20 protein-coding genes are annotated in these 18,331 nt (G+C 37.6%); 14 read left to right on the top strand and 6 right to left on the bottom strand.

Annotated features, from left to right (window positions below; genetic code table 11):
- Positions 1-237: 237 nt before the first annotated feature.
- Entirely contained in the window at positions 238-2,124 is a 1,887-nt protein-coding gene (locus BC751_RS09160) for an IS1634 family transposase (protein WP_242617319.1), read from the top strand.
- Here BC751_RS09160 and BC751_RS09165 read toward each other — a convergent pair.
- On the bottom strand, positions 2,111-2,347 hold the full coding sequence (locus BC751_RS09165) for a hypothetical protein (RefSeq protein ID WP_242617415.1): 237 nt from the start codon (positions 2,345-2,347) through the stop codon (positions 2,111-2,113). The genes BC751_RS09160 and BC751_RS09165 overlap by 14 nt on opposite strands.
- Before the next feature lie 148 nt (positions 2,348-2,495).
- Between BC751_RS09165 and BC751_RS09170 the strand changes: the two genes are divergently transcribed.
- From BC751_RS09170 to BC751_RS22710, 9 genes are all read left to right on the top strand, one after another.
- Entirely contained in the window at positions 2,496-3,581 is a 1,086-nt protein-coding gene (locus tag BC751_RS09170) for an IS110 family RNA-guided transposase (protein ID WP_130273827.1), read from the top strand.
- Between the two features lie 683 nt (positions 3,582-4,264).
- Positions 4,265-4,456 carry a type II toxin-antitoxin system VapB family antitoxin gene (locus tag BC751_RS09175; protein WP_130275279.1) on the top strand — a complete coding sequence of 64 codons (192 nt, stop codon included), beginning with the start codon at positions 4,265-4,267 and terminating at the stop codon, positions 4,454-4,456.
- Positions 4,457-4,466: 10 nt separating this feature from the next.
- Complete coding sequence (gene vapC, locus BC751_RS09180; RefSeq protein ID WP_242617576.1) at positions 4,467-4,862, top strand: type II toxin-antitoxin system VapC family toxin; 396 nt, start codon at positions 4,467-4,469, stop codon at positions 4,860-4,862.
- 388 nt (positions 4,863-5,250) lie between these two features.
- Complete coding sequence (locus tag BC751_RS09185) at positions 5,251-5,451, top strand: hypothetical protein (protein ID WP_130275281.1); 201 nt, start codon at positions 5,251-5,253, stop codon at positions 5,449-5,451.
- A 299-nt stretch (positions 5,452-5,750) separates the two neighbouring features.
- Positions 5,751-6,767, top strand: a complete 1,017-nt coding sequence (locus BC751_RS09190) for a 6-bladed beta-propeller (protein ID WP_242617416.1) — start codon at positions 5,751-5,753, stop codon at positions 6,765-6,767.
- Positions 6,768-7,260: 493 nt separating this feature from the next.
- Positions 7,261-7,434, top strand: coding sequence for a hypothetical protein (locus tag BC751_RS21905; RefSeq protein ID WP_165389820.1), 174 nt, complete (start codon positions 7,261-7,263; stop codon positions 7,432-7,434).
- 315 nt (positions 7,435-7,749) lie between these two features.
- Complete coding sequence (locus tag BC751_RS09195) at positions 7,750-8,760, top strand: IS30 family transposase (RefSeq protein WP_130275283.1); 1,011 nt, start codon at positions 7,750-7,752, stop codon at positions 8,758-8,760.
- A gap of 2 nt (positions 8,761-8,762) precedes the next feature.
- Positions 8,763-9,716 (top strand): hypothetical protein, encoded by a 954-nt coding sequence (locus BC751_RS09200; RefSeq protein ID WP_130275284.1) that lies wholly within the window; start codon positions 8,763-8,765, stop codon positions 9,714-9,716.
- Positions 9,700-10,020: a MauE/DoxX family redox-associated membrane protein gene (locus BC751_RS22710; protein WP_423191586.1), complete on the top strand. Its 321-nt coding sequence runs from the start codon at positions 9,700-9,702 to the stop codon at positions 10,018-10,020. Before BC751_RS09200 ends, BC751_RS22710 begins: the two co-directional genes overlap by 17 nt.
- A gap of 122 nt (positions 10,021-10,142) precedes the next feature.
- On the opposite strand, the gene BC751_RS09205 is transcribed toward BC751_RS22710, so the two are convergent.
- From BC751_RS09205 to hutH, 3 genes are all read right to left on the bottom strand, one after another.
- Complete coding sequence (locus tag BC751_RS09205) at positions 10,143-10,979, bottom strand: IS3 family transposase (protein WP_130273825.1); 837 nt, start codon at positions 10,977-10,979, stop codon at positions 10,143-10,145.
- Positions 10,976-11,269, bottom strand: coding sequence for a transposase (locus tag BC751_RS09210; protein WP_130273826.1), 294 nt, complete (start codon positions 11,267-11,269; stop codon positions 10,976-10,978). The genes BC751_RS09205 and BC751_RS09210 overlap by 4 nt, the downstream gene beginning before the upstream one ends.
- Before the next feature lie 364 nt (positions 11,270-11,633).
- Complete coding sequence (hutH, locus tag BC751_RS09215; RefSeq protein WP_130275285.1) at positions 11,634-13,205, bottom strand: histidine ammonia-lyase; 1,572 nt, start codon at positions 13,203-13,205, stop codon at positions 11,634-11,636.
- 373 nt (positions 13,206-13,578) lie between these two features.
- Between hutH and BC751_RS09220 the strand changes: the two genes are divergently transcribed.
- Together BC751_RS09220 and BC751_RS09225 are read left to right on the top strand one after the other, a co-directional pair.
- On the top strand, positions 13,579-13,971 hold the full coding sequence (locus BC751_RS09220; protein WP_130275286.1) for a GxxExxY protein: 393 nt from the start codon (positions 13,579-13,581) through the stop codon (positions 13,969-13,971).
- Positions 13,972-14,268: 297 nt separating this feature from the next.
- Positions 14,269-15,141, top strand: coding sequence for a LysR family transcriptional regulator (locus BC751_RS09225; protein ID WP_130275287.1), 873 nt, complete (start codon positions 14,269-14,271; stop codon positions 15,139-15,141).
- 326 nt (positions 15,142-15,467) lie between these two features.
- On the opposite strand, the gene BC751_RS09230 is transcribed toward BC751_RS09225, so the two are convergent.
- Together BC751_RS09230 and BC751_RS09235 are read right to left on the bottom strand one after the other, a co-directional pair.
- Complete coding sequence (locus BC751_RS09230; protein ID WP_130275288.1) at positions 15,468-16,199, bottom strand: hypothetical protein; 732 nt, start codon at positions 16,197-16,199, stop codon at positions 15,468-15,470.
- The gene (locus tag BC751_RS09235) at positions 16,189-17,034 is read right to left on the bottom strand and encodes a hypothetical protein (RefSeq protein ID WP_130275289.1); all 846 of its coding nucleotides are present in this window, start codon (positions 17,032-17,034) and stop codon (positions 16,189-16,191) included. The genes BC751_RS09230 and BC751_RS09235 overlap by 11 nt, the downstream gene beginning before the upstream one ends.
- A 302-nt stretch (positions 17,035-17,336) precedes the next feature.
- On the opposite strand from BC751_RS09235, the gene BC751_RS09240 reads away from it, so the two are divergent.
- Both BC751_RS09240 and BC751_RS22715 read left to right on the top strand, forming a co-directional pair.
- Positions 17,337-17,537, top strand: coding sequence for a hypothetical protein (locus tag BC751_RS09240; RefSeq protein ID WP_130275290.1), 201 nt, complete (start codon positions 17,337-17,339; stop codon positions 17,535-17,537).
- Entirely contained in the window at positions 17,509-17,622 is a 114-nt protein-coding gene (locus tag BC751_RS22715; RefSeq protein ID WP_423191594.1) for a type II toxin-antitoxin system PemK/MazF family toxin, read from the top strand. Before BC751_RS09240 ends, BC751_RS22715 begins: the two co-directional genes overlap by 29 nt.
- Positions 17,623-18,331: the final 709 nt, after the last annotated feature.

Raw genomic sequence — 18,331 nt, forward strand, 5'->3', positions numbered from 1 at the left:
AACAGATATGCGTATGGCAATCGATCAGGCCTGGCAATGCTACAAAGTCTCCTTTTAACCCAGATTGCAGCTTTTAGGGGTTAAAAAAGAAAATTTCGGGAAATTTTCTTTTTTTTAGCTCCGATTATCCGTACCCCCCTACGTGATTTTTTTTCTACGGGCTGTATAAGGCCATTTTTCGGTTTGTAGTACACAAGGGGTATTGCATCTTGGGGTTCAATACCAGTACTTTACACCATGTATTTCAAGTTCTCTTTACGTAAACATCCCGATACGGGAATACTCAGCGGATACTACCGGCTGGTGGAAAGTTACCGTAATGCGGACAACAGGGTGTGTCATCGCACTATCCTGAATATAGGTTTCATGGAGGATGCTGCACCCGAGCAGCTCAACAAAATACAGAAACACCTTACCGAGAAGTATGAGCAGAAGGCTTCTCTTTTTGACCTGGAGGAAGATCCAATCGTCAGACGCTATGTTGAAGACTTCTGGAATCGGATCGTATCTTCCAAGAAGCTGGATATCAAGTCGGAACAGCAGCTGTCACGGATGGTGGATATGGATACCATCCAGCACAGTAATGCCAGGGAAATAGGAGCTGAGAATATTGCTTTCCGGACATGGGAGAAGCTACAGCTTACACCTTTATTACTTTCGGCGGGATTCAGCGCCGAAGATGCCAGTCTTGCAGCCACACAGGTTGTATCCCGTGCGGTATACCCCGCTTCCGAACTCAAAACTGTCCGTTGGATAAAGGAAAACTCGGCAGTCTGTGAGCTTACGGGCTATGATATGGATAAAATAACCAAGGACAAGCTGTACAAAAGTGCGCTTGAGCTGTACAAAGTCAAAGATTCACTCGAAAAGCACCTTTCCAAACGTACCAATGAACTCTTTGATCTGCAGGATAAGATCATCCTTTATGACCTGACCAACACCTACTTTGAGGGAGAAAAGCCGAACAGTAAGCTGGCACAATACGGAAGGAGCAAGGAAAAAAGAAAAGATGCGAAACTTGTTGTGCTGGCACTGGTAGTGAATGTGGAAGGGTTTATCAAGTACTCCTCAATCCTGGAAGGAAACATAGCAGACTGCAACACACTTGCCGCAATGATTGAAAAGCTTTCCGTCCACACCTGTACAGGACCTGCGGTAGTGGTACTCGATGCGGGCATAGCCACCGAAGAAAACCTGCATCTTATCCGGAACAAAGGATACAGCTACCTCTGTGTAAGCAGGACAAAACTCAAGGATTATAGCTATGTGCCCGACAGGCTTACAACTCTGCTGGAAACAAAATCAAAGCAGAACATCAGACTCAGAGCCGTGTCCACAGAAAAAAACACAGACTATTATTTAGAAGTCAAAAGCCCTTCCAAAGAGAAGAAAGAGGAAGGTATGAAGCTACAGTTCGAAGAAAGGTTTGAACAGGAGCTGCAAAAAATACACCATGCCCTCAACAGCAAGGGAGGAGTCAAAAAAACCGATAAAGTCCACCAGCGCATCGGGAGGGCCAAAGAAAAGTATCCATCAGTCCAGTATTATTATGAGATCACTGTTGAAAGTGACCCTAAAACAGAACAGGCAACAGCAATGTCATGGAAGAAAAACCCGGAACGGGAGCAGGCAAAAACCGATAATCTGGGCGTCTATTTTTTACGGACAAACCTGAACGTGCAGGAGGAGTACATCATCTGGAATATCTATAACACTATCAGGGAAATAGAAAATGCCTTCCGTACCCTCAAAACCGACCTGGACCTCAGACCGATTTACCATAAAAATGATGATGCCGCCATGGCACATCTACATCTGGGAATCCTTGCATATTGGATAGTCAATACAGTAAGGTACCAGCTCAAACAGAATGGAATAAAAAGCTGCTGGCGTGAAATAGTAAGAGTAGGCAACACACAAAAGGTCATCACTACTTCAGGGAAAAACACCTATGACAAAATCATTACCACACGCAAGTGTACAGTTCCAAACAAAAACCTAAAAGAAATCTACGACATCCTTAAGGCCAAATATCAACCGTTTAAAAAAAGAAAATCCGTAGTACACAAACTTGAACTCAAAAAAACAGAAATACCCAAATTACAGCTACTTACAGGCGGATAGCTGCAATCTGGGTTAAACTGACCATTTCTGCCCCTATAGACTGTGCCTCGGGATATAGGTCCCAGTAATTGCCAATCTGATGGATGCGGTCGTTTTTGATCAGGATGCCTGCTTCGGAAATCACTTCTAACTGCTCGTCTTTCAAGGCTCCTTTGAGAGGGAGGTTTGACATGGTGACGGCTTGGCGTATAGGGCCAATAAAAGTATGTTTGATGGTTTGCATATTCATATTTTATGTTGCCACGAAGGCACAAAGACACAAAGGTTTGGTTTTTGGCTCGCAAAGGTATTATGTTTGAAAAATAGGCATAAGCTAGATTTCATATATTAAAGGAAGAATTTCAACCTTAACCTTTAAAATAAGAACGCTTATGCCATCTACTAAAGTTAGTAAAGATTCATTTAAGGGACAATCTATCTACATTGGTATTGATTGTCACCACAAAAGTTGGAAGGTAACATTACTCACCGACAAGTTTGAACTTAAGACGATGTCAAGGGATCCGGATCCTGCATCTCTGGTAACATATCTGGAAAATCATTATCCCGGAGCTGAATATAAGGCTGTCTATGAATCAGGATTCAATGGCTTTACTGTATGTAGAAAGTTAAGAAACCTTGGTGTTGACTGTCAAGTAGTCCATGCAATGGATGTGCCTTCCAGTCATAAGGACAGGCAGCAAAAATCTGATAAATCTGATAGCAGAAAGCTGGCCCAACTTCTCCGTTCCCATGGGTTTGAAGGAATAGACGTTCCGCCAATTCACATTGAAGTGGACAGAAAGCTTCTAAGACAGCATTTTTCCGTAACAAGAATGTTGACATCTGAAAAAAACAGAGTTAAAGCGACTCTTTTTCAGTTTGGTATTGAGATTCCTGAACGGTTTAGTAGCAGTCAGTCTCGTAGCTGGTCAAAAGTATTCATTGAATGGCTAAGATCAATACCTGAAATAGAGCCGAAACTGCAAAGTAGTATCAATAACCATATTGAAACAGGTTTATTGCTCAGGAAGCAGTTGTTAGAGATAACTAAACAGCTGAGAAGCCTTTCACAAACAGAGGAATATAAAGATGACTTCAGTCTTTTGACATCAGTACCTGGCATTGGTCCACTGGGAGCTATGAAAATCCTTCTTCAGGTATATAATATGAAAAGGTTTCAGACTATGGACAAACTATGTTGCTATGTAGGGCTAATTCCCAAAATGTATGGGTCAGGAGAAAAAATGATTACTGGTAAGTTGTCAAAAAGAGGAAGAAAAGATATTAAGATCATGCTTATTGAAGCTTCGTGGGTGGCGGTCAGGAAAGATCCGGCACTTACCGCAAGATTCAATAAACTGACAGAGCGGATGAACAAAAACAAGGCAATAATCAGGATAGCTAAAAACTTATTGAATAGAATCAGACACATCCTTACCCATAAAATCGAATATGAAATTGGGGTGGTAAGCTAGAATCTGAAATAAAGTCCTAAAGGAACTAAAACCTTGAAAATTTGGAGGGGGACAAAACGTTAGCTTGCGACTGCAGCACCTGAATAGGAAGACTGTTCCGCGAAGATTGCGTCCCCATCCTCTTTAAAATGAAAGATACATTGCGGCAAGCTATAAGTTTGACCGTTGATAGGAGATTGATTAAAGAGGTTACTGAATTGAATTAGGCATTATTAAAGTTGACGATAAACTAAACTGATTCTTTTCCCTTTTAAACACAAAGATAGTTTTGACCGCCCTGTAGTAAAGGCTAAAATGAACTTCGCTTCGCTACGGCCTTGACAACAGGACTATCAAAACTGGGATTGCATTTAAGAGGAAAAAGTACCAGAATGGAATAGTTATGTGAAATTTTAGCTCATTAGCTTGCTTTTCAACATAGGAGTCGCAAAGGTTGGCGCAAGGCAGGGTATGTGATTTGCTCATCTAGCATTTTATTGTTTAAATCTTATTATTGAGTTATATTTCCTTTGTGTCTTAGCGTCTTTGTGGCTTTTTTACAAAAGTATCCAAATCCCTTCATAATCTTCCATACCAATTTATTCAATAAGTAATAACCTGGAGTAATTTTTAGAAATCAGTGATAGCATGTAAATGGTTATGTGTGTAGAATTTTATATTTTTTGTGTTTCAATGATATTGCGATGAGAACCACTATTGATATTGATCAGAAGCTAATTGATGAGATTCTTGAAAAGACGAATATCAAAACAAAAAAGGAGGCGGTTGATTTGGCGCTTAGAGAGTTTCTAAGATTGCTTAAAATGAAAGAGCTTTCTAAAATGGCGGGTAAGATTGATTGGACTGGTGATTTAGGAGCCATGAGAACTGATTGAAATGGTTGGGGTGTTGATAGATACGAGTGTGTGGATTTCTTTTTTTGATGGGAAGGACCCCAAACTTACTTTTACCGTGCAGGAATTGTTGAATAAAGATCAAGTTTTGATCTGTCCACCCATTTACCAAGAGATTTTGCAAGGGATGAAGTATCCTACCGATTTTTTATGGATGAAAGACAAATTGAGTGCATTGAAGCAGATCCATGCTGATCCATTTGAAGCGGCCGAAGGTGCTGGGCAGGTATATTCTGTCTTGAGAACCAAGGGATATACCATTCGTAAAAGCTATGATTGTTTGATTGCATGGTATGCTAGTTCTCGAAAGGTCCCTCTATTTCATTTGGACAGAGACTTTCTTCCGATTTCTGAATATTTTGATTTGGAATTTTACACTAGCCGATAATTGGGATGGATTTTGAGATTGGTCTTTTTTTTATATATATGATTAAGTTCTAGTCCAGCCTGCTTAGGATGAACTTATTTTTCAATAAAATTCTGGTTTAACTGAATTGCACTCTAATTTTTTTCAAAAACTATAAAAAAAGTTTATTCTTTTGGAAAATCAATGTATAATTACTAATTATTTGGTTTTTCGGGGGGGGGGTAAACTAATTTTTAAAAGATTATTCTGAAATTGACTATTGGAATAGTTTAGACTAATGTAAGTTATTGATTATTAATGTTTAACGAATTTGTGATTTCAATTTTTTTTAATAAAATTAAAGGAATTTAGTTATGGCCATACCTGATTCAATACCTAATTAAATGTTAATCTATAAATTCTAAATGTTATGAAAAAACTTCTTTTTAGCCTTGCAACGGCAGGATTGTTAGGTGCAGGGATTATGGCTTTCTCGCCAAAAGAATCAAATGATGCTGTGTTACTTGGAAAATGTACAGGACCGAAGCATATCAGTACATTTCAATGTCTTTCATCAAATACAAATCCTTGTTCTGACACTACTGGGTGCAATAGCCAACAAGTTGAATGAAATTTAAAATGCTGATTGCTAAGTATTAGTAGGGATCTGTTTGAATGGCCCCTACTAATTAGTTCTAAATTCTTGTCGATTATTTTATGGTTATGATAAAATTTAACAAAATATTTAAAATCTATATATATCATTGAAATGGCAAATCCCATTTCTTTCAAATCATAAAATTTATAGTCATTATGCGTATAATTTTGTTGGTTATTTTAATTTTTATTTTAGTTGATTGCACCCAGAAATCAATAAAGCAGGAATACCTTTCAGTTCCTTCGGAACAAATTATGGTTTCAACTTTTGAAATGCAGGAGTTTAGCTGTTTGCTGCCGGATGAATTGGTTGAAGAGAGAAGGTTTGTTCTATTGGAAAATGACCAAGTGGGAAGTGAAATTTTCAATATTGATAAATTGATCAAAAGGAATGGTAAATACTATGTGTTGGATTGGGCTTACAAAAGCATCCTAATATTTGATGATTCTGGAAAATTCATCAAACGATTTAATTTGAGCGGAGAGGGACCGGGCAAATATAGTAGGATAAGTGATTTTGATGTGGATATTTCCGGTAAGCTATATGTTTTGGATGCTACTTTGAAGAAACTGTTTGCGTACGATAGGGATTTTAGGTTCCAAAAAGACTTTAGATTAGGTTTTGACGCAGAAAAAATCATATACTTGGAAGAAGGTGGATTTCTTTTTGCTTTGTCTCCTTGGAATGGTTTGGGTTATGATGGGTATAGATTTGTTAAAACTGACCTTGAACTGAAAGTACAAGAGACCTGGATGAAATTTGATGATCATGTGGATCAGAATTTTGTTTTTGACTTTGGATTTACCCTATCTGATGTCATTGTATTTAACAGACCTATAGAAAATGATATCTTTATTTTTTCCCGTGATGGAAACTTTGAGCGAATAGTTAAGATGGATTTTGAGCAATTTAATGTACCCGATAATGTCAGGAGAGATTTGGAAACATTTATGCCAAAGCTTTCGGATTTCCGTTTCCTCAATAAGTTTGCGGCAAAGACACCAAACAATTTTATCCTTACCGTTGGGTATGGCCTTACATCCAATAGAAACCTTATCTTGGATACCCAATCCAACAAGGGATTTATAGAAAAACCACTAGCATTGTCAGATGACATTGGTAACTTAAGGAGTATGTTTCTTACATTTTCATTTATTGACAACAATGATCTTGTCAGCTACATCCACCCCGACCGAGTAGATGAAGCGAAGAGCATTGGTCTGCCTGATCACGTCGTGACGCATTTGGAAGAGGAAGGGTATGTGCTTTGCGTGGATAGGTTGCGTTGAACGGCTGGATTTAATAAGTTGATTCTAAATGGAAAATCATATAAAACCTTTTCATGGTGTAAATTGATTCGCTGATTTCTGTTTAAAGAAAGGAACATAGTGAGTAGTAGTTATATGCAAAAATGAAAGGGGGTTTTTACGTCCTTTGTTTAGATTTTCTAAACTTCCCTTGTTCATTGTGAAATTTGAGCTTTACGCTTTTTTCACAAATTGCACTCTAATTTTTCTCAAAAACTATAAAAAAAGTTTATTATTTTGGAGAACACATGTTTAATTACTAATTATTTGGTTTTTCGGGGGGGGGGGGTAAACTAATTTTTAAAAGATTATTCTGAATTTGACTATTGGAATAGTACAAAAATATTTAAAGTGCTGATTGTTAGTGTATAAGATATTTTTTAATTCAAATTTTTAATACTATAATTGAGTGAGTTTAGTTGAGGCCTTAACTGATACATCAAAATTATTTTGTTTAACCAAAATTAAATTATTTATGAAAAAGCTAATTTCATTATCAGTTGCATTTGTCTTGGCATTTTCAATGAATGTTATGATTACAAATGCCGAAGAGTCTTTGCAAGGCGGTTGTATTGGAACGGGAGAGTGTGTAATTACTTATCCAGATGGAAAAGTAGTACATTCAACTGGCAGCTGGAGAGAGTTTTAAAAGATGTAGGGTTCAACAAATGGCTGTTTCATATACAGCCATTTGTTGATTTTTTGAAGAAATTAAATTTAACTTAAATTACCATATTTATGCGAAGCAAAATTATCAGAATAGTTTTCTCTTCTTGGCTTTTCGGATTTATTTTGTGTTGTGAACAAAAATCACGTGAAAATTCAATTTTAGAGAATGAAGAAATTAAATTTAATTATAAAAATTCTGAATTCCTATATTCAAGTCATAAATGCAACACTAAGGGTTTAAGGGAAGGAACCTGGGTTCCTTCCCTTAGGCTGAAAATATTAATTTAGTGTTGTCATGAATAAATTTAAACATCTCAGCCAGGAACAAAGGTACCAAATAGAGGCTTTATTTAGAAACGGAACTTCCCAGACCAAAATCGCTGCGATTATCGGTGTCAACAAAAGTACTGTATCCAGAGAACTTCAAAGAAATACCGGCAAGAGGGGCCGTTATAGCGGTGAATATAAGGCTGCAGTTGCCCAGAACCGTACAGACGAAAGACATAGACTCAAGAGAAAGCGAATCAAATTTACCGAGTCCCTTAAAGAAGAGGCCCGCAAATTCCTTGTTGTTGACAAATTGAGCCCAGAGCTAATATCGGTCACCTGGAAGAAACAAGGTAAAGAAGGGGTTTGTCATGAGACACTCTACAACTGGATATTTACTGCCAAAAAAAGTAGCCATTGGAGATACCGAAGGGACAGGGAGCTTTACAAGAATCTCCGGCATGGTAAAAGAAAGCGTAAGAGAGGTAATTACAGGCATACCAGAGGAATTATCAGGGAGAGAGTTCCAATTGACCAAAGGCCTCCTGTAGTTGAAAAAAGACAAAGGATAGGAGATATTGAAGTAGACCTTATGATGGGGAAAAACCACAAATCAGCTCTTTTGGTACTGGTGGACAGGGCAACCTTGGTTACTACCATAGAGAAACTTGATGGTAAAAATGCAGATATCATTGAACAGAAAATAGCAAAGAGAATACAGAGAATTGGTGCTTCGTTCTTCAAATCAATCACTTTCGATAATGATATGGCATTCGCAAACCATTATAAAATCAGAGATAAATTCAATATCCCAACATTCTTTACAAGACCATACACTTCACAGGATAAAGGAACAGTGGAAAACAGAATCGGACTTATCAGGGCTTTCCTGCCAAAGGGTACTGACCTCAATCAAATCTCTCGGGAACACATCCAAAATATAGAAACCAAAATCAATAACAGGCCAATAAGAAAGTTTAATTATCTTAGTCCTATCGAATGTCTAATGAAAAAATTAGGCGTTGCATTTATGACTTGAACATGGCATTAGAGTATAATTTCAATAGAATATTTGCGCTAAAACTAGTTGAAGTTAATAGGAAAAACGATTTTTCAAGAGTACATAATTTTCAACAGAACGCACCGTTCGATCGTTATTTTTGGATTGCAAATGGTGAAACTCAAACCTTGGAAAAATATGACCTCAATTTTGAATTACAAAGTTCCGTAGGGTCTAAAGGGTTTGGTCCATCAGAGTTTTCTCAAGCACATGTTTTTTATTCTGAAAAAAATAAAATTTTGGTTCATGATTTCCGGCAAACGGCAATAAAGGAAGTAAATTTCCTCCAAAATGACATTAGCCATTTTAAATTGAATACTTATTTTTATTCACCTGCATTTTTTTCAAATAGTCAGGTTTTAATAAAATATTCTGACAATGAAGGTTTTACAGACGAGTTAGAATTTAAACTAGTGAATATTAAGGAAGGTGATGTTGCAAACACAATAAAAATTCCAATCGAAAGCACTCAACACGCTTCAAAAGTTTTCGAAGGAGACTTTAGACTGAATGATAGTTTCGGAGTATATTTTAATTATTGCGTTGGTAGGTTATTTGTTTTTGACCGCAAAGAAAAAAAATTCTTAAGATCTATTAGCACTATTGACAAAACGCCTCCCCCGCGAGCAGAATTTAAATCCTTTGGAGGTGGAATGAAAGTGTTAGTTAATGTTCCTTCTTACCAAATGTTTATGGATGGTTTTTTGGATCAAAATGATTATTTCTGGCTGCTAAATGATATTTCCAATGAAAAAGATACAAAGGTGATAGACGTTTATTCAGTTACTGAATCTCATGGCAACGAATATCAATTCAGTATTAAAGTTCCTAATTTAACTGATGGTCAGGAGGCTGTTAAAATTTTTAAAGTAGGTAAGAATTTATTGGTTTTTTATGAAGATTTGACCATTGTTAACTATGAAATACTTGAATAGTATTAGTACGATTGCACTTTCCTTTTTATTGTTTTATTCAGCATTAGAGAAAATATTTAATTTCAATGCATTTATTATTGGAATTGGGTCCGGAAATTTAATACCATCTTATTGGAGTTATTATTTAGCGCACATTGTTGTTGGCCTCAAAGGCCTAATAGCTATTTTAGTTTTTGTTTTAAAACGAAAAACCCTTGTGTATTTTTCAGTTGTTATATTGGTGGTTTTTTACATGGTTGTTTATTTTACTACTAACCTCCAGAATTGTGGTTGTTCTTTATTTTTGGAAAGAATAAATCTATAATACTCCCCATTTGTTGGACCAAAAGTATCAGTTGCTAAGTTAATTTATTTATTTGTTAATATATCCTTAGTTGTCCTATTTCCCAAGGGGACCCTTGGGAAATAAGACAACTAACTTTTGCTTTATGCTGCTTTTTGGGTTGCCCCAAAATACCTTTCCCCGGGCTTCTCCCTGGTGGTATGATGGACCTTTTGGTTGTAATATTCAATATACTTTTTGACACCTTTGAGCAGGTCATAACCGTCCTCGCTTGGGTTCAGATAGATGTAATCATACTTGATCGACTTCCAGAACCTTTCAATATATACATTGTCCAAAGCCCTTCCCTTTCCGTCCATTGATACTTTGATATCCAGCCCTTCAAGGTAATTGATCCATAAGGCTGATGTGTACTGGCTTCCCTGATCGGAATTGACTATCTCTGGCTTACCATATTCTCTGATGGCCTCTTCGATTACCTGCTTACACCATTTGGCGTCCTGACTGTTGGATATACCCCATGACAGTATCCTTCTGCTGTAAACATCCATGACTGCGGTCAGGAACATAAACCCCTTCTGCATCGGAATGTAGGTGATATCGGTTACCCACACTTGGTTGGGTCTTTCAATCTTTAAGTTCCTGAGAAGATAAGGCCTGATATATTCACGCAAACCGGATTTGGTAAGGTTCTTCCTCCTGTAAAGGGTTTCCCTGCCCATCAGCCTGAAAAGCCTCCTGATGCGCTTTGGGCCGACAACGAAGCCCAGTCCTGTCAACAGATAGACCATCGACACAACGCCTTCAGTAGGGTGATCGGTAAGATGCCTGTCCATGATTCCCATAAGTTTCAGATTGACCTCGTTTTCCCCTTTTGGTTTGTAATATAGACTGCTTCGGGGAACCTCCAATACTTCACACTGTCTCCTTATAGACAGCCCCTTATAATCAGAACAAATCAATGTCGCCCGATCTTTCATATCCCCAGTTTCTTGCAGCTTTTTTTTAAAAAGTCATTCTCTACTTTTAGCTCTCCGATCTGGGCATAGAGCTGCTCAAGGGCAGGGCCTTCTTCCTTTTTCTTTGAATGCTCCTTTTCAAATACAGCTGACATATTATCCAAAAACTCACCCTTCCACTTGGATATAATCACAGGGCTAACATCGAACTTCTTGGACAATTCAGCCAATGTAAACTGATTCTTGATTGCTTCAAGGGCTACTTTTGCCTTGAACTCAGGAGAAAACTTTCGTCTTGTTTGCTTGTTCATAAGGTTAAATTTAAACAGTTTTTTTTAACTTAACCTCTGGTCTCAATTTTGGGGAGTATTATAATCCAATGACTAATCAACTGATCTTAATATTTCTTTTGGGTTTGTCTCTCTTCAATTTGATAAGAGAAAAAATCATAAAGAGTTGAACAACTAAATAATAAGAGTTTTAATCAACTTATAATGGAATGTGATCATATGATTGGATTATAGGCCCCCTGTTGGTTCAAGGATTTGGATGTTTCAATTCGCTACGGCAAATGGGCGGCATTACCACCAGTCTTCAAACTGTATAGATGCAGTCTGAAGACTGCTGCTAATATAGTCCAAGTCCGCCTGCCTTGGGCAGGTCTAAAGACTTGAACTAATATCTATCAAAATTCTCTGACCATTGCGTCTCCAAAGCCAACCCTTTCTTCTCAGCCACTTCTCTGGCTAAGGCAAGCAATTCTCCACTTTGGATGATTGCAATGGCGGTTTCCATGTCTTCATACATGAGTTGATCTTCGGTGATATGTTTGATTTTGGTACGCACATGTTCATAAAGAGCTGTCATGATCTTTCCTGATTTCATTGGTGCATGAAAGTCCACTGCTTGGGCTGCACAGAAGAGCTCTACTCCTAGGATTTTCTCTACGTTTTCGATCACCTGCAAGGCTTTTCTGGCTCCAATACTCCCCATGCTCACATGGTCTTCCTGACCCAGGGAGGTAGGAATACTGTCGGCGGATGAAGGAAAACATAGTCCCTTATTCTCAGAAGCCAAAGCTGCCGTAGTGTATTGGGGGATCATAAAACCAGAGTTCAAGCCGGTTTCTTTGAGAAGTAACTTGGGTACTCCCGGTGTGTCGCCTTCCAAGGAAAGGTAAATCCTACGGTCGGAGATATTGCCGATTTCGGATGCGGCCAAACAAGCATAATCCAATGGCATAGCAATGGGTTGACCATGAAAGTTGCCTCCGCTGATGGTATGGGTTTCATTAAAGACCACAGGGTTGTCGGTAACAGAGTTGATTTCGGTCTCCAGCATGTGCTTCAAATGCAGCCATGCATTGCGGGAAGCTCCATGTACTTGGGGCATGCAGCGCAGGGAATATGGATCCTGCACCCGGGCACAGGTGGCATGGGAATGCACAATCTCAGATTCATGTAAGAGGTTGAGGATGGTCTGCGCCACATGTTGATTGCCTGCATAGGGTCGGAGTTGATGGAGTTCGGTAGAAAATGGCTTGATAGAGCCCAATAGCCCTTCCAGCATCATGGCTCCTGTAATGTCTGCATGGGCGAGGATATTGTAAAAGCGCTCTAGAACTTTCACTCCAAAGGCTGCAATAAACTGCGTGCCGTTGATCAATCCTAGTCCTTCTTTGGGGCCAAGGTGGATGGGGGACAGCTGATGCTGTTGGAGGACTTCTGCTGCCGAGCGTATTTTTCCGCCTTCATGCACCTTTCCCAATCCGATCAGCGGTAAAAATAAGTGGGAGAGGGGAGCGAGGTCACCCGATGCGCCTACCGAACCTTGTTTGGGTACCACTGGAATAATATCATTTTCAATATGCCAAAGTATCCTATCCAAGGTTTGTTCCTGTATACCGGAGAAGCCCTTGGCTAGCGCATGAAGCTTCAGGATCAGCATCAGCTTGGAAATCTCCACAGGAATAGGCTCGCCTACACCTACTGCATGGCTTTTGAGCAGGTTTTCCTGGAGTTTACGGGTCTGATCGGGAGAGATCAGCGTAGTGCACAATGGCCCAAAGCCTGTATTGATGCCATAGACCGGCTGGCCATTGGTTACGATTTTTTCGACCGCAGTAGCACTGGCTTTTACTTTTTCCCGTGTTTCAGGGCTGAGGATTCCTTTTATGTTTCCATTGGCGATGCCTAGGGCGATGGAGGCGGTGAGGTGTTGTTGGGCGTATTGGAAGGTTTTCTTCATGTTTTTAGTTTTTGCCACAAAGGCGCGAAGGCACTAAGGAAATTTTTTTTGGTTTGCCAAAAAGATGCAAAGGCACTAAGTTTTCTTTATAATTGGTATCTGTGTTAAGTAGATTAATAGTTATTGCTTTATTTTTTTCAATAATGAGATATTACAACAATTTTGTTTTAACATTTTCTTTGCGCCTTCTTGGCTTTGTGGCATTACAATTCATTCCAAAATTAGTCAGTTCTATTCATAGTTATAAATACCATTATTATTATATATTGATAACCTCAGCTTATTAAAAATTAAACGGTTAAATTCAACTGCTGACTTGAGTTTATTGAGGGGACAATGTATATTTTATCTTATAAATCTAAACTTTTAAAAGATGGAATATGATGATCTAAGTTTTGAAGAAGAGAGAATTGGGAAAGTAATTGTGAATGCATCTTTCAAAATTCATAGGAGCATTGGGCCCGGGCTTTTAGAAAAAATCTATGAAGTTTGTCTGGCACATGAACTGAGGAAAGCAGGTTTGGATGTGGAAAGACAAGTTATTATTCCTATTCAGTATGATGGGATACAAATTGATGAAGGTCTGAGGTTAGATTTATTGGTGGAAGATAAAGTTATCATTGAGATCAAATCAGTAGAACAAGTAAACCCTGTTTGGGAAGCGCAAATAATCAGTCATTTGAAATTGACAGGTTTGAGTTTAGGCTATTTGATTAACTTCAATGTTCCTTTAATCAAGAATGGTATTAGGCGATTCCGTAATTGAATTAAAGACTTAAAAATATTGCCACTAAGACTCAAAGACACAAAGGGAATTCAAAAAGGGTATAGCCACAAAGACACAAAGACAAAAAAGAAATTCATAAAATGTATATCCAGAAAATGCAAAGAACAAGTGTAGAGATGTAATAGTAGTTATACCTAGGCTTCAAATTCCCTTATTTAAAATAGCTTTGTGTCATAGTGCCTTCGTGGTATCAAAGAAAAAAACCTTAGTGCCTTTGTGGCAAAATCAAATAATCTTTGTGCCTTCGTGCCTTTGTGGCATCAAAAACTTTGGATCTTGAATATAGAACTCCGCCACCTCGAATATTTCCGTGCCGTAGCCGAAGAACTCAACTTTGGACGTGCAGCGGAGCGATTATTTATCTCCCAACCGGGTCTCAGCAGACAGATCAAGCAGATGGAGGAGATATTGGAAGTACAACTCTTTGAGCGGACCAAGAGAAAAGTCGAACTCACAGCTGCCGGTCAATTCCTCAAAGCTGAAGTAGACTACATCTTCAATCACCTGGAACTCACTAAAACCCAACTGAAGGAAATTGCTGCGGGTAACATCGGGGAGTTGAGGGTTGGATTTCTAGGCTCTGCGGCTCATACAGTAATTCCTGAACTTTTGGTCAAAATTTCCCAAACATTTCCCGGTATCAAAACCTCCCTGGAGGAACTCAGCAATGCCATACAAATCGAAATGTTGGAAAAAGACAAGTTGGACTTAGGTTTTGTACGATTGGCGCGGGTTCCGGAATCCTTGGAAATGAAAATGGTCCATCAGGATACTTTTTCGGTGGTATTGCCCAGAGAGCATCCTTTATCGGAGCATGAATTCAAGCATATAGGGCAATTGAAGGAAGAAAACTTTATCCTTTTTTCTCAGGATTATTCCTCCATTTATTACGATAAGATCATGTCCATCTGCGAGGATAAGGGGTTTACACCACACATCACCCATAAGTCTGTCCATGCCCTGACCATATTCAAACTGGTGGAGGCTGGATTGGGTGTGGCCATAGTGCCCACATCCTTGAAACAAGGGTATGATTTAAAGGTGAAATTTTTTGAATTGGATAAGATTAAGCAGAAAACAGAGCTTTTTGCCGTTTGGAAAAAGGGGAACAGGAATGCGGCTTTGGGTAAGGTTTTGGGGTTGATATAAATTAATGGTGATATTAATAAATATTAGCGTTGCGATATGGATGGATATTGTTTGAAATATTATCGATAAAGTAGTGAAACAAGTGCCTATTAGAAATTAAAATTTGGACTTTAACTAATGAAAATAATGAAAAATCCGTTGACTAAAAATGTTAAGTCAACGGATTTAATATGAATGGACTAATTATCTGATCTTAATCTCATAACTAAGTGAAATGAAAGAAAACCAAGGACTTATGCTGTTTTAAATACTAAAAACTTGGTTTTCGCATCTTATTTCTCTAATTTTTTTTAGGTCTCTACTGCTGGATGAAAACGCAGAAATTGTCATCTCAATCTGTATTTAAGCCCAACTAGAACTGAAAGAAAATCTCCTGAATAACTGCCCTTAAAACTGTAACTTCTCTCTCCTAAAGTAAGGGTGCTGTAATCAAAAATTATCAATGGGTCAGTGAGGTTCCATCCGTAGGTTCCGCTTAAACTGGCAAGGATTTTATTGCTCAACTGATAGTTGAAGCCAACTGATGGGGTAAGGTATAAGAAAACCGATGAGGAAGACACAGTGACTGTTCCCTGATTCACCAAAATATCTTGAGTCTCACTGGCAGGTATGAGTTTTATGCCTTCAGAAGAATCAAATTCTACCTTATTCATTTTAGGTCTGGATTGTACAAAAATATCCAATCCTAAGAATGGTCTTAATTTACGGTTACTTAGAAATTCTTTTTCCAGGCCAAGTGAAATATTGGCCACCTCTCTTATCAAAACCGGATCAGAAAACTCCCCAAAAGCAAGATTTGTACTGTAAGTCATTAAGCCCAAACCTGTCTTTAGCCTAAGGTTATCACTTAATTCCAAATACCCGTTAAATCTGATCTGTGGATTGAGGGTGTTTTTCAAAGTCAAACCCTGCAAATTACTTTGATCAATATTTCCAAACTGCATAGCCGGGCCTAGCTCTATACCTAAAATCACTTCTTTTTGGCTTTGCGCTGATAAGTCAATTTCACCAAATCCGAAAATTAGGAAAAGCGTTAAAATTATGTATTTAGTATCCATCTCTAACATCATCTAATTTAATTGTAACTAACCTGCCCGTACCATTTGTGCTTCTTTCCTCAAAAATATATTCCGAACGGATTTCATACCTTGCTAAACCTCTAGATGATTCGTATGGACGGTTATTTATTTTATTGTCCCATCCTTTAGAAATTGGTTCAGTCGGTCCAAACACTTCATTCCTACATCTTGGTTTGTATCTTGAATAACGTTTGTCTAATCTTAGATATGTATTGGAAGAAGTCCAGATTGTACCTCCAACTGCCCTGCTCATGTGTTTTATCTGGGTCATTAATGAAAAGTATATTCCGGCTTTTTGATAACCATGTTTTACTTTGACTCTATATTCAACCCAGTTCCAATTATCGAAATCAGAATATTCATAGAATTTTTCTTTTTCCATGTTCCCATCAGCTCGCCGATCATTGCAGAATAGCATTACTCTATCATTTATCGAGGCATTATTTTCACTTTCTAGTATGTCAAGAATGGGTTCGTCGAATTTAAAAGTTTGAATATTTGCATCACTAAAGTCTTTTTTTGCCATTTTATGGTTTAGTGAGAAATCTGTCGTCACACCAACTATTTCGTTGTTGAAATCTAAAGAAAAAAGGTAATCACCTATTATCACCATAAAATCCTGATCTAAAATTTCCAGTAATTGAGAGTCTTCCAGGTCTTCTAAAAATTCAGTAACATCACTACTTATTCTTAAATTTTCTTTAACTCCACCTGTTTCTTCAAAAAAGAATATTTTGGCATTGTTAAACTTAGGCATTTTAAACTTTTCAGGCTTAATGAAAAATTCATCATAATCACTGAAAGTCTTAAACATTAAAGTACCTTCTAAAATTTCTAATTTTTTAGAAGATTCCGCTTCAATAGAAAGAGGATGGTCATTTAAGTTATCCTGACCCCCCCCCCATTACCAAAACCAAAGCAGTACCTAAAACTGCGGATACACGCATGGTACAAAAGAATTTTGTTTTCATCGAATTTAAAGTTTAGAGCTGAAAATATGTATGGAAGATACAGTTATTTCTTTGAAATTACTTTATTGGTATGTTAATTTTATAAGATTAATTTTAATAATATAGCTTAATAAGTAATATTTTGTTTTGTTATTGTGTATTTATTATGCTAAGAACAGCTTCTAAATCCGTATATCAGGTGAAAATGGAGGAAGCCCGAAAAACAAAAAGTCAGTTTACACAGAAATGGAAAAAGAGGCCTCTGATCCTGAGTCTAGATTATTCTATGAGCAAGAAGTTGAGGAATGGGGTGATATTGAGATTGAAATCATTGAATGATGAAAAATGGAGAAGTGTGGCTGGTTAATTTTGAACCGCAAGTTGGTCAAGAAGTAAAAAAGACTAGGCCAGCAATCATTGTAAATGATAGTTCCCTTGGGATTTGCCTTTAAAGATTGTTGTTCCGTTGACCGATGGGACTAAGGAACAAAAAAGTTGAATGGTTTTCCTAAACCCTAATCATCTCAATGGATTATCAAAAGCTTCTATTGCTGACTGTTTTCAAGTAAAGAGTTTGTCTGAAAAAAGGTTTGTGAAGAAAATTGGAATACTTACAGAACTATAATTAGCTGAAGTCAAGGTTTGTTTGGCGAAAGTGTTAGAGTTGATTTAGATTAAGTAAACTTTTCTTTTAAAGAATTTTCTATACCTTTTTTATGGATAAACTTCATCTCAACCCAATGCTAAATTATATCTCCAAACTTGGAATGAACTTGTGGTTTGATACTGCTCACCATCTTTGAGGTATCTTTAATAGTTTTGCTTTATCAGGAATACAAAAAGGGAACTGAACACACTTTAATCTATCCTTTTTCGAAAGAGGAGCTTATCCTTTAAGATCCTTTAAAGGTTAAAAAAGTTATTGTGGCGGTGTATTATGGCTATACTTTTTTGGCTTAAAAAGTTGTTATTCTTTGAATAGATGGATATTTTGACCTATCAAAAATTGGAAAAAAAGCTCTTAGACCAAAGTAAATATGCACAAAACCCAATTTTACACCATTAAGATAGCATTAATAGTCGTCTTAGGTGGTTTTTTGATGGGGTTTGATGCTTCTGTAATTTCAGGAGTAGTTAAGTTTATCTAACCTGAATTCAATC

Origin of the sequence: Cecembia calidifontis, assembly GCF_004216715.1 — a bacterium.
GTDB classification, from domain to species: domain Bacteria; phylum Bacteroidota; class Bacteroidia; order Cytophagales; family Cyclobacteriaceae; genus Cecembia_A; species Cecembia_A calidifontis.

What these genes read in the sequence shown, in the direction of transcription:
- BC751_RS22715 (WP_423191594.1), top strand. Translation starts at nt 17,509, where the DNA reads ATGAAAAATGGAGAAGTGTGGCTGGTTAATTTTGAACCGCAAGTTGGT.
- BC751_RS09185 (WP_130275281.1), top strand. Translation starts at nt 5,251, where the DNA reads ATGAAAAAACTTCTTTTTAGCCTTGCAACGGCAGGATTGTTAGGTGCA.
- BC751_RS09240 (WP_130275290.1), top strand. Translation starts at nt 17,337, where the DNA reads ATGCTAAGAACAGCTTCTAAATCCGTATATCAGGTGAAAATGGAGGAA.
- BC751_RS09200 (WP_130275284.1), top strand. Translation starts at nt 8,763, where the DNA reads ATGGCATTAGAGTATAATTTCAATAGAATATTTGCGCTAAAACTAGTT.
- BC751_RS09205 (WP_130273825.1), bottom strand. Translation starts at nt 10,979, where the DNA reads ATGAAAGATCGGGCGACATTGATTTGTTCTGATTATAAGGGGCTGTCT.
- hutH (WP_130275285.1), bottom strand. Translation starts at nt 13,205, where the DNA reads ATGAAGAAAACCTTCCAATACGCCCAACAACACCTCACCGCCTCCATC.
- BC751_RS09220 (WP_130275286.1), top strand. Translation starts at nt 13,579, where the DNA reads ATGGAATATGATGATCTAAGTTTTGAAGAAGAGAGAATTGGGAAAGTA.
- BC751_RS09230 (WP_130275288.1), bottom strand. Translation starts at nt 16,199, where the DNA reads ATGGATACTAAATACATAATTTTAACGCTTTTCCTAATTTTCGGATTT.
- BC751_RS09160 (WP_242617319.1), top strand. Translation starts at nt 238, where the DNA reads ATGTATTTCAAGTTCTCTTTACGTAAACATCCCGATACGGGAATACTC.
- BC751_RS09190 (WP_242617416.1), top strand. Translation starts at nt 5,751, where the DNA reads ATGCAGGAGTTTAGCTGTTTGCTGCCGGATGAATTGGTTGAAGAGAGA.
- BC751_RS09210 (WP_130273826.1), bottom strand. Translation starts at nt 11,269, where the DNA reads ATGAACAAGCAAACAAGACGAAAGTTTTCTCCTGAGTTCAAGGCAAAA.
- BC751_RS09165 (WP_242617415.1), bottom strand. Translation starts at nt 2,347, where the DNA reads ATGCAAACCATCAAACATACTTTTATTGGCCCTATACGCCAAGCCGTC.
- BC751_RS22710 (WP_423191586.1), top strand. Translation starts at nt 9,700, where the DNA reads ATGAAATACTTGAATAGTATTAGTACGATTGCACTTTCCTTTTTATTG.
- BC751_RS21905 (WP_165389820.1), top strand. Translation starts at nt 7,261, where the DNA reads ATGAAAAAGCTAATTTCATTATCAGTTGCATTTGTCTTGGCATTTTCA.
- BC751_RS09170 (WP_130273827.1), top strand. Translation starts at nt 2,496, where the DNA reads ATGCCATCTACTAAAGTTAGTAAAGATTCATTTAAGGGACAATCTATC.
- BC751_RS09195 (WP_130275283.1), top strand. Translation starts at nt 7,750, where the DNA reads ATGAATAAATTTAAACATCTCAGCCAGGAACAAAGGTACCAAATAGAG.
- BC751_RS09235 (WP_130275289.1), bottom strand. Translation starts at nt 17,034, where the DNA reads ATGTTTAAGACTTTCAGTGATTATGATGAATTTTTCATTAAGCCTGAA.
- BC751_RS09175 (WP_130275279.1), top strand. Translation starts at nt 4,265, where the DNA reads ATGAGAACCACTATTGATATTGATCAGAAGCTAATTGATGAGATTCTT.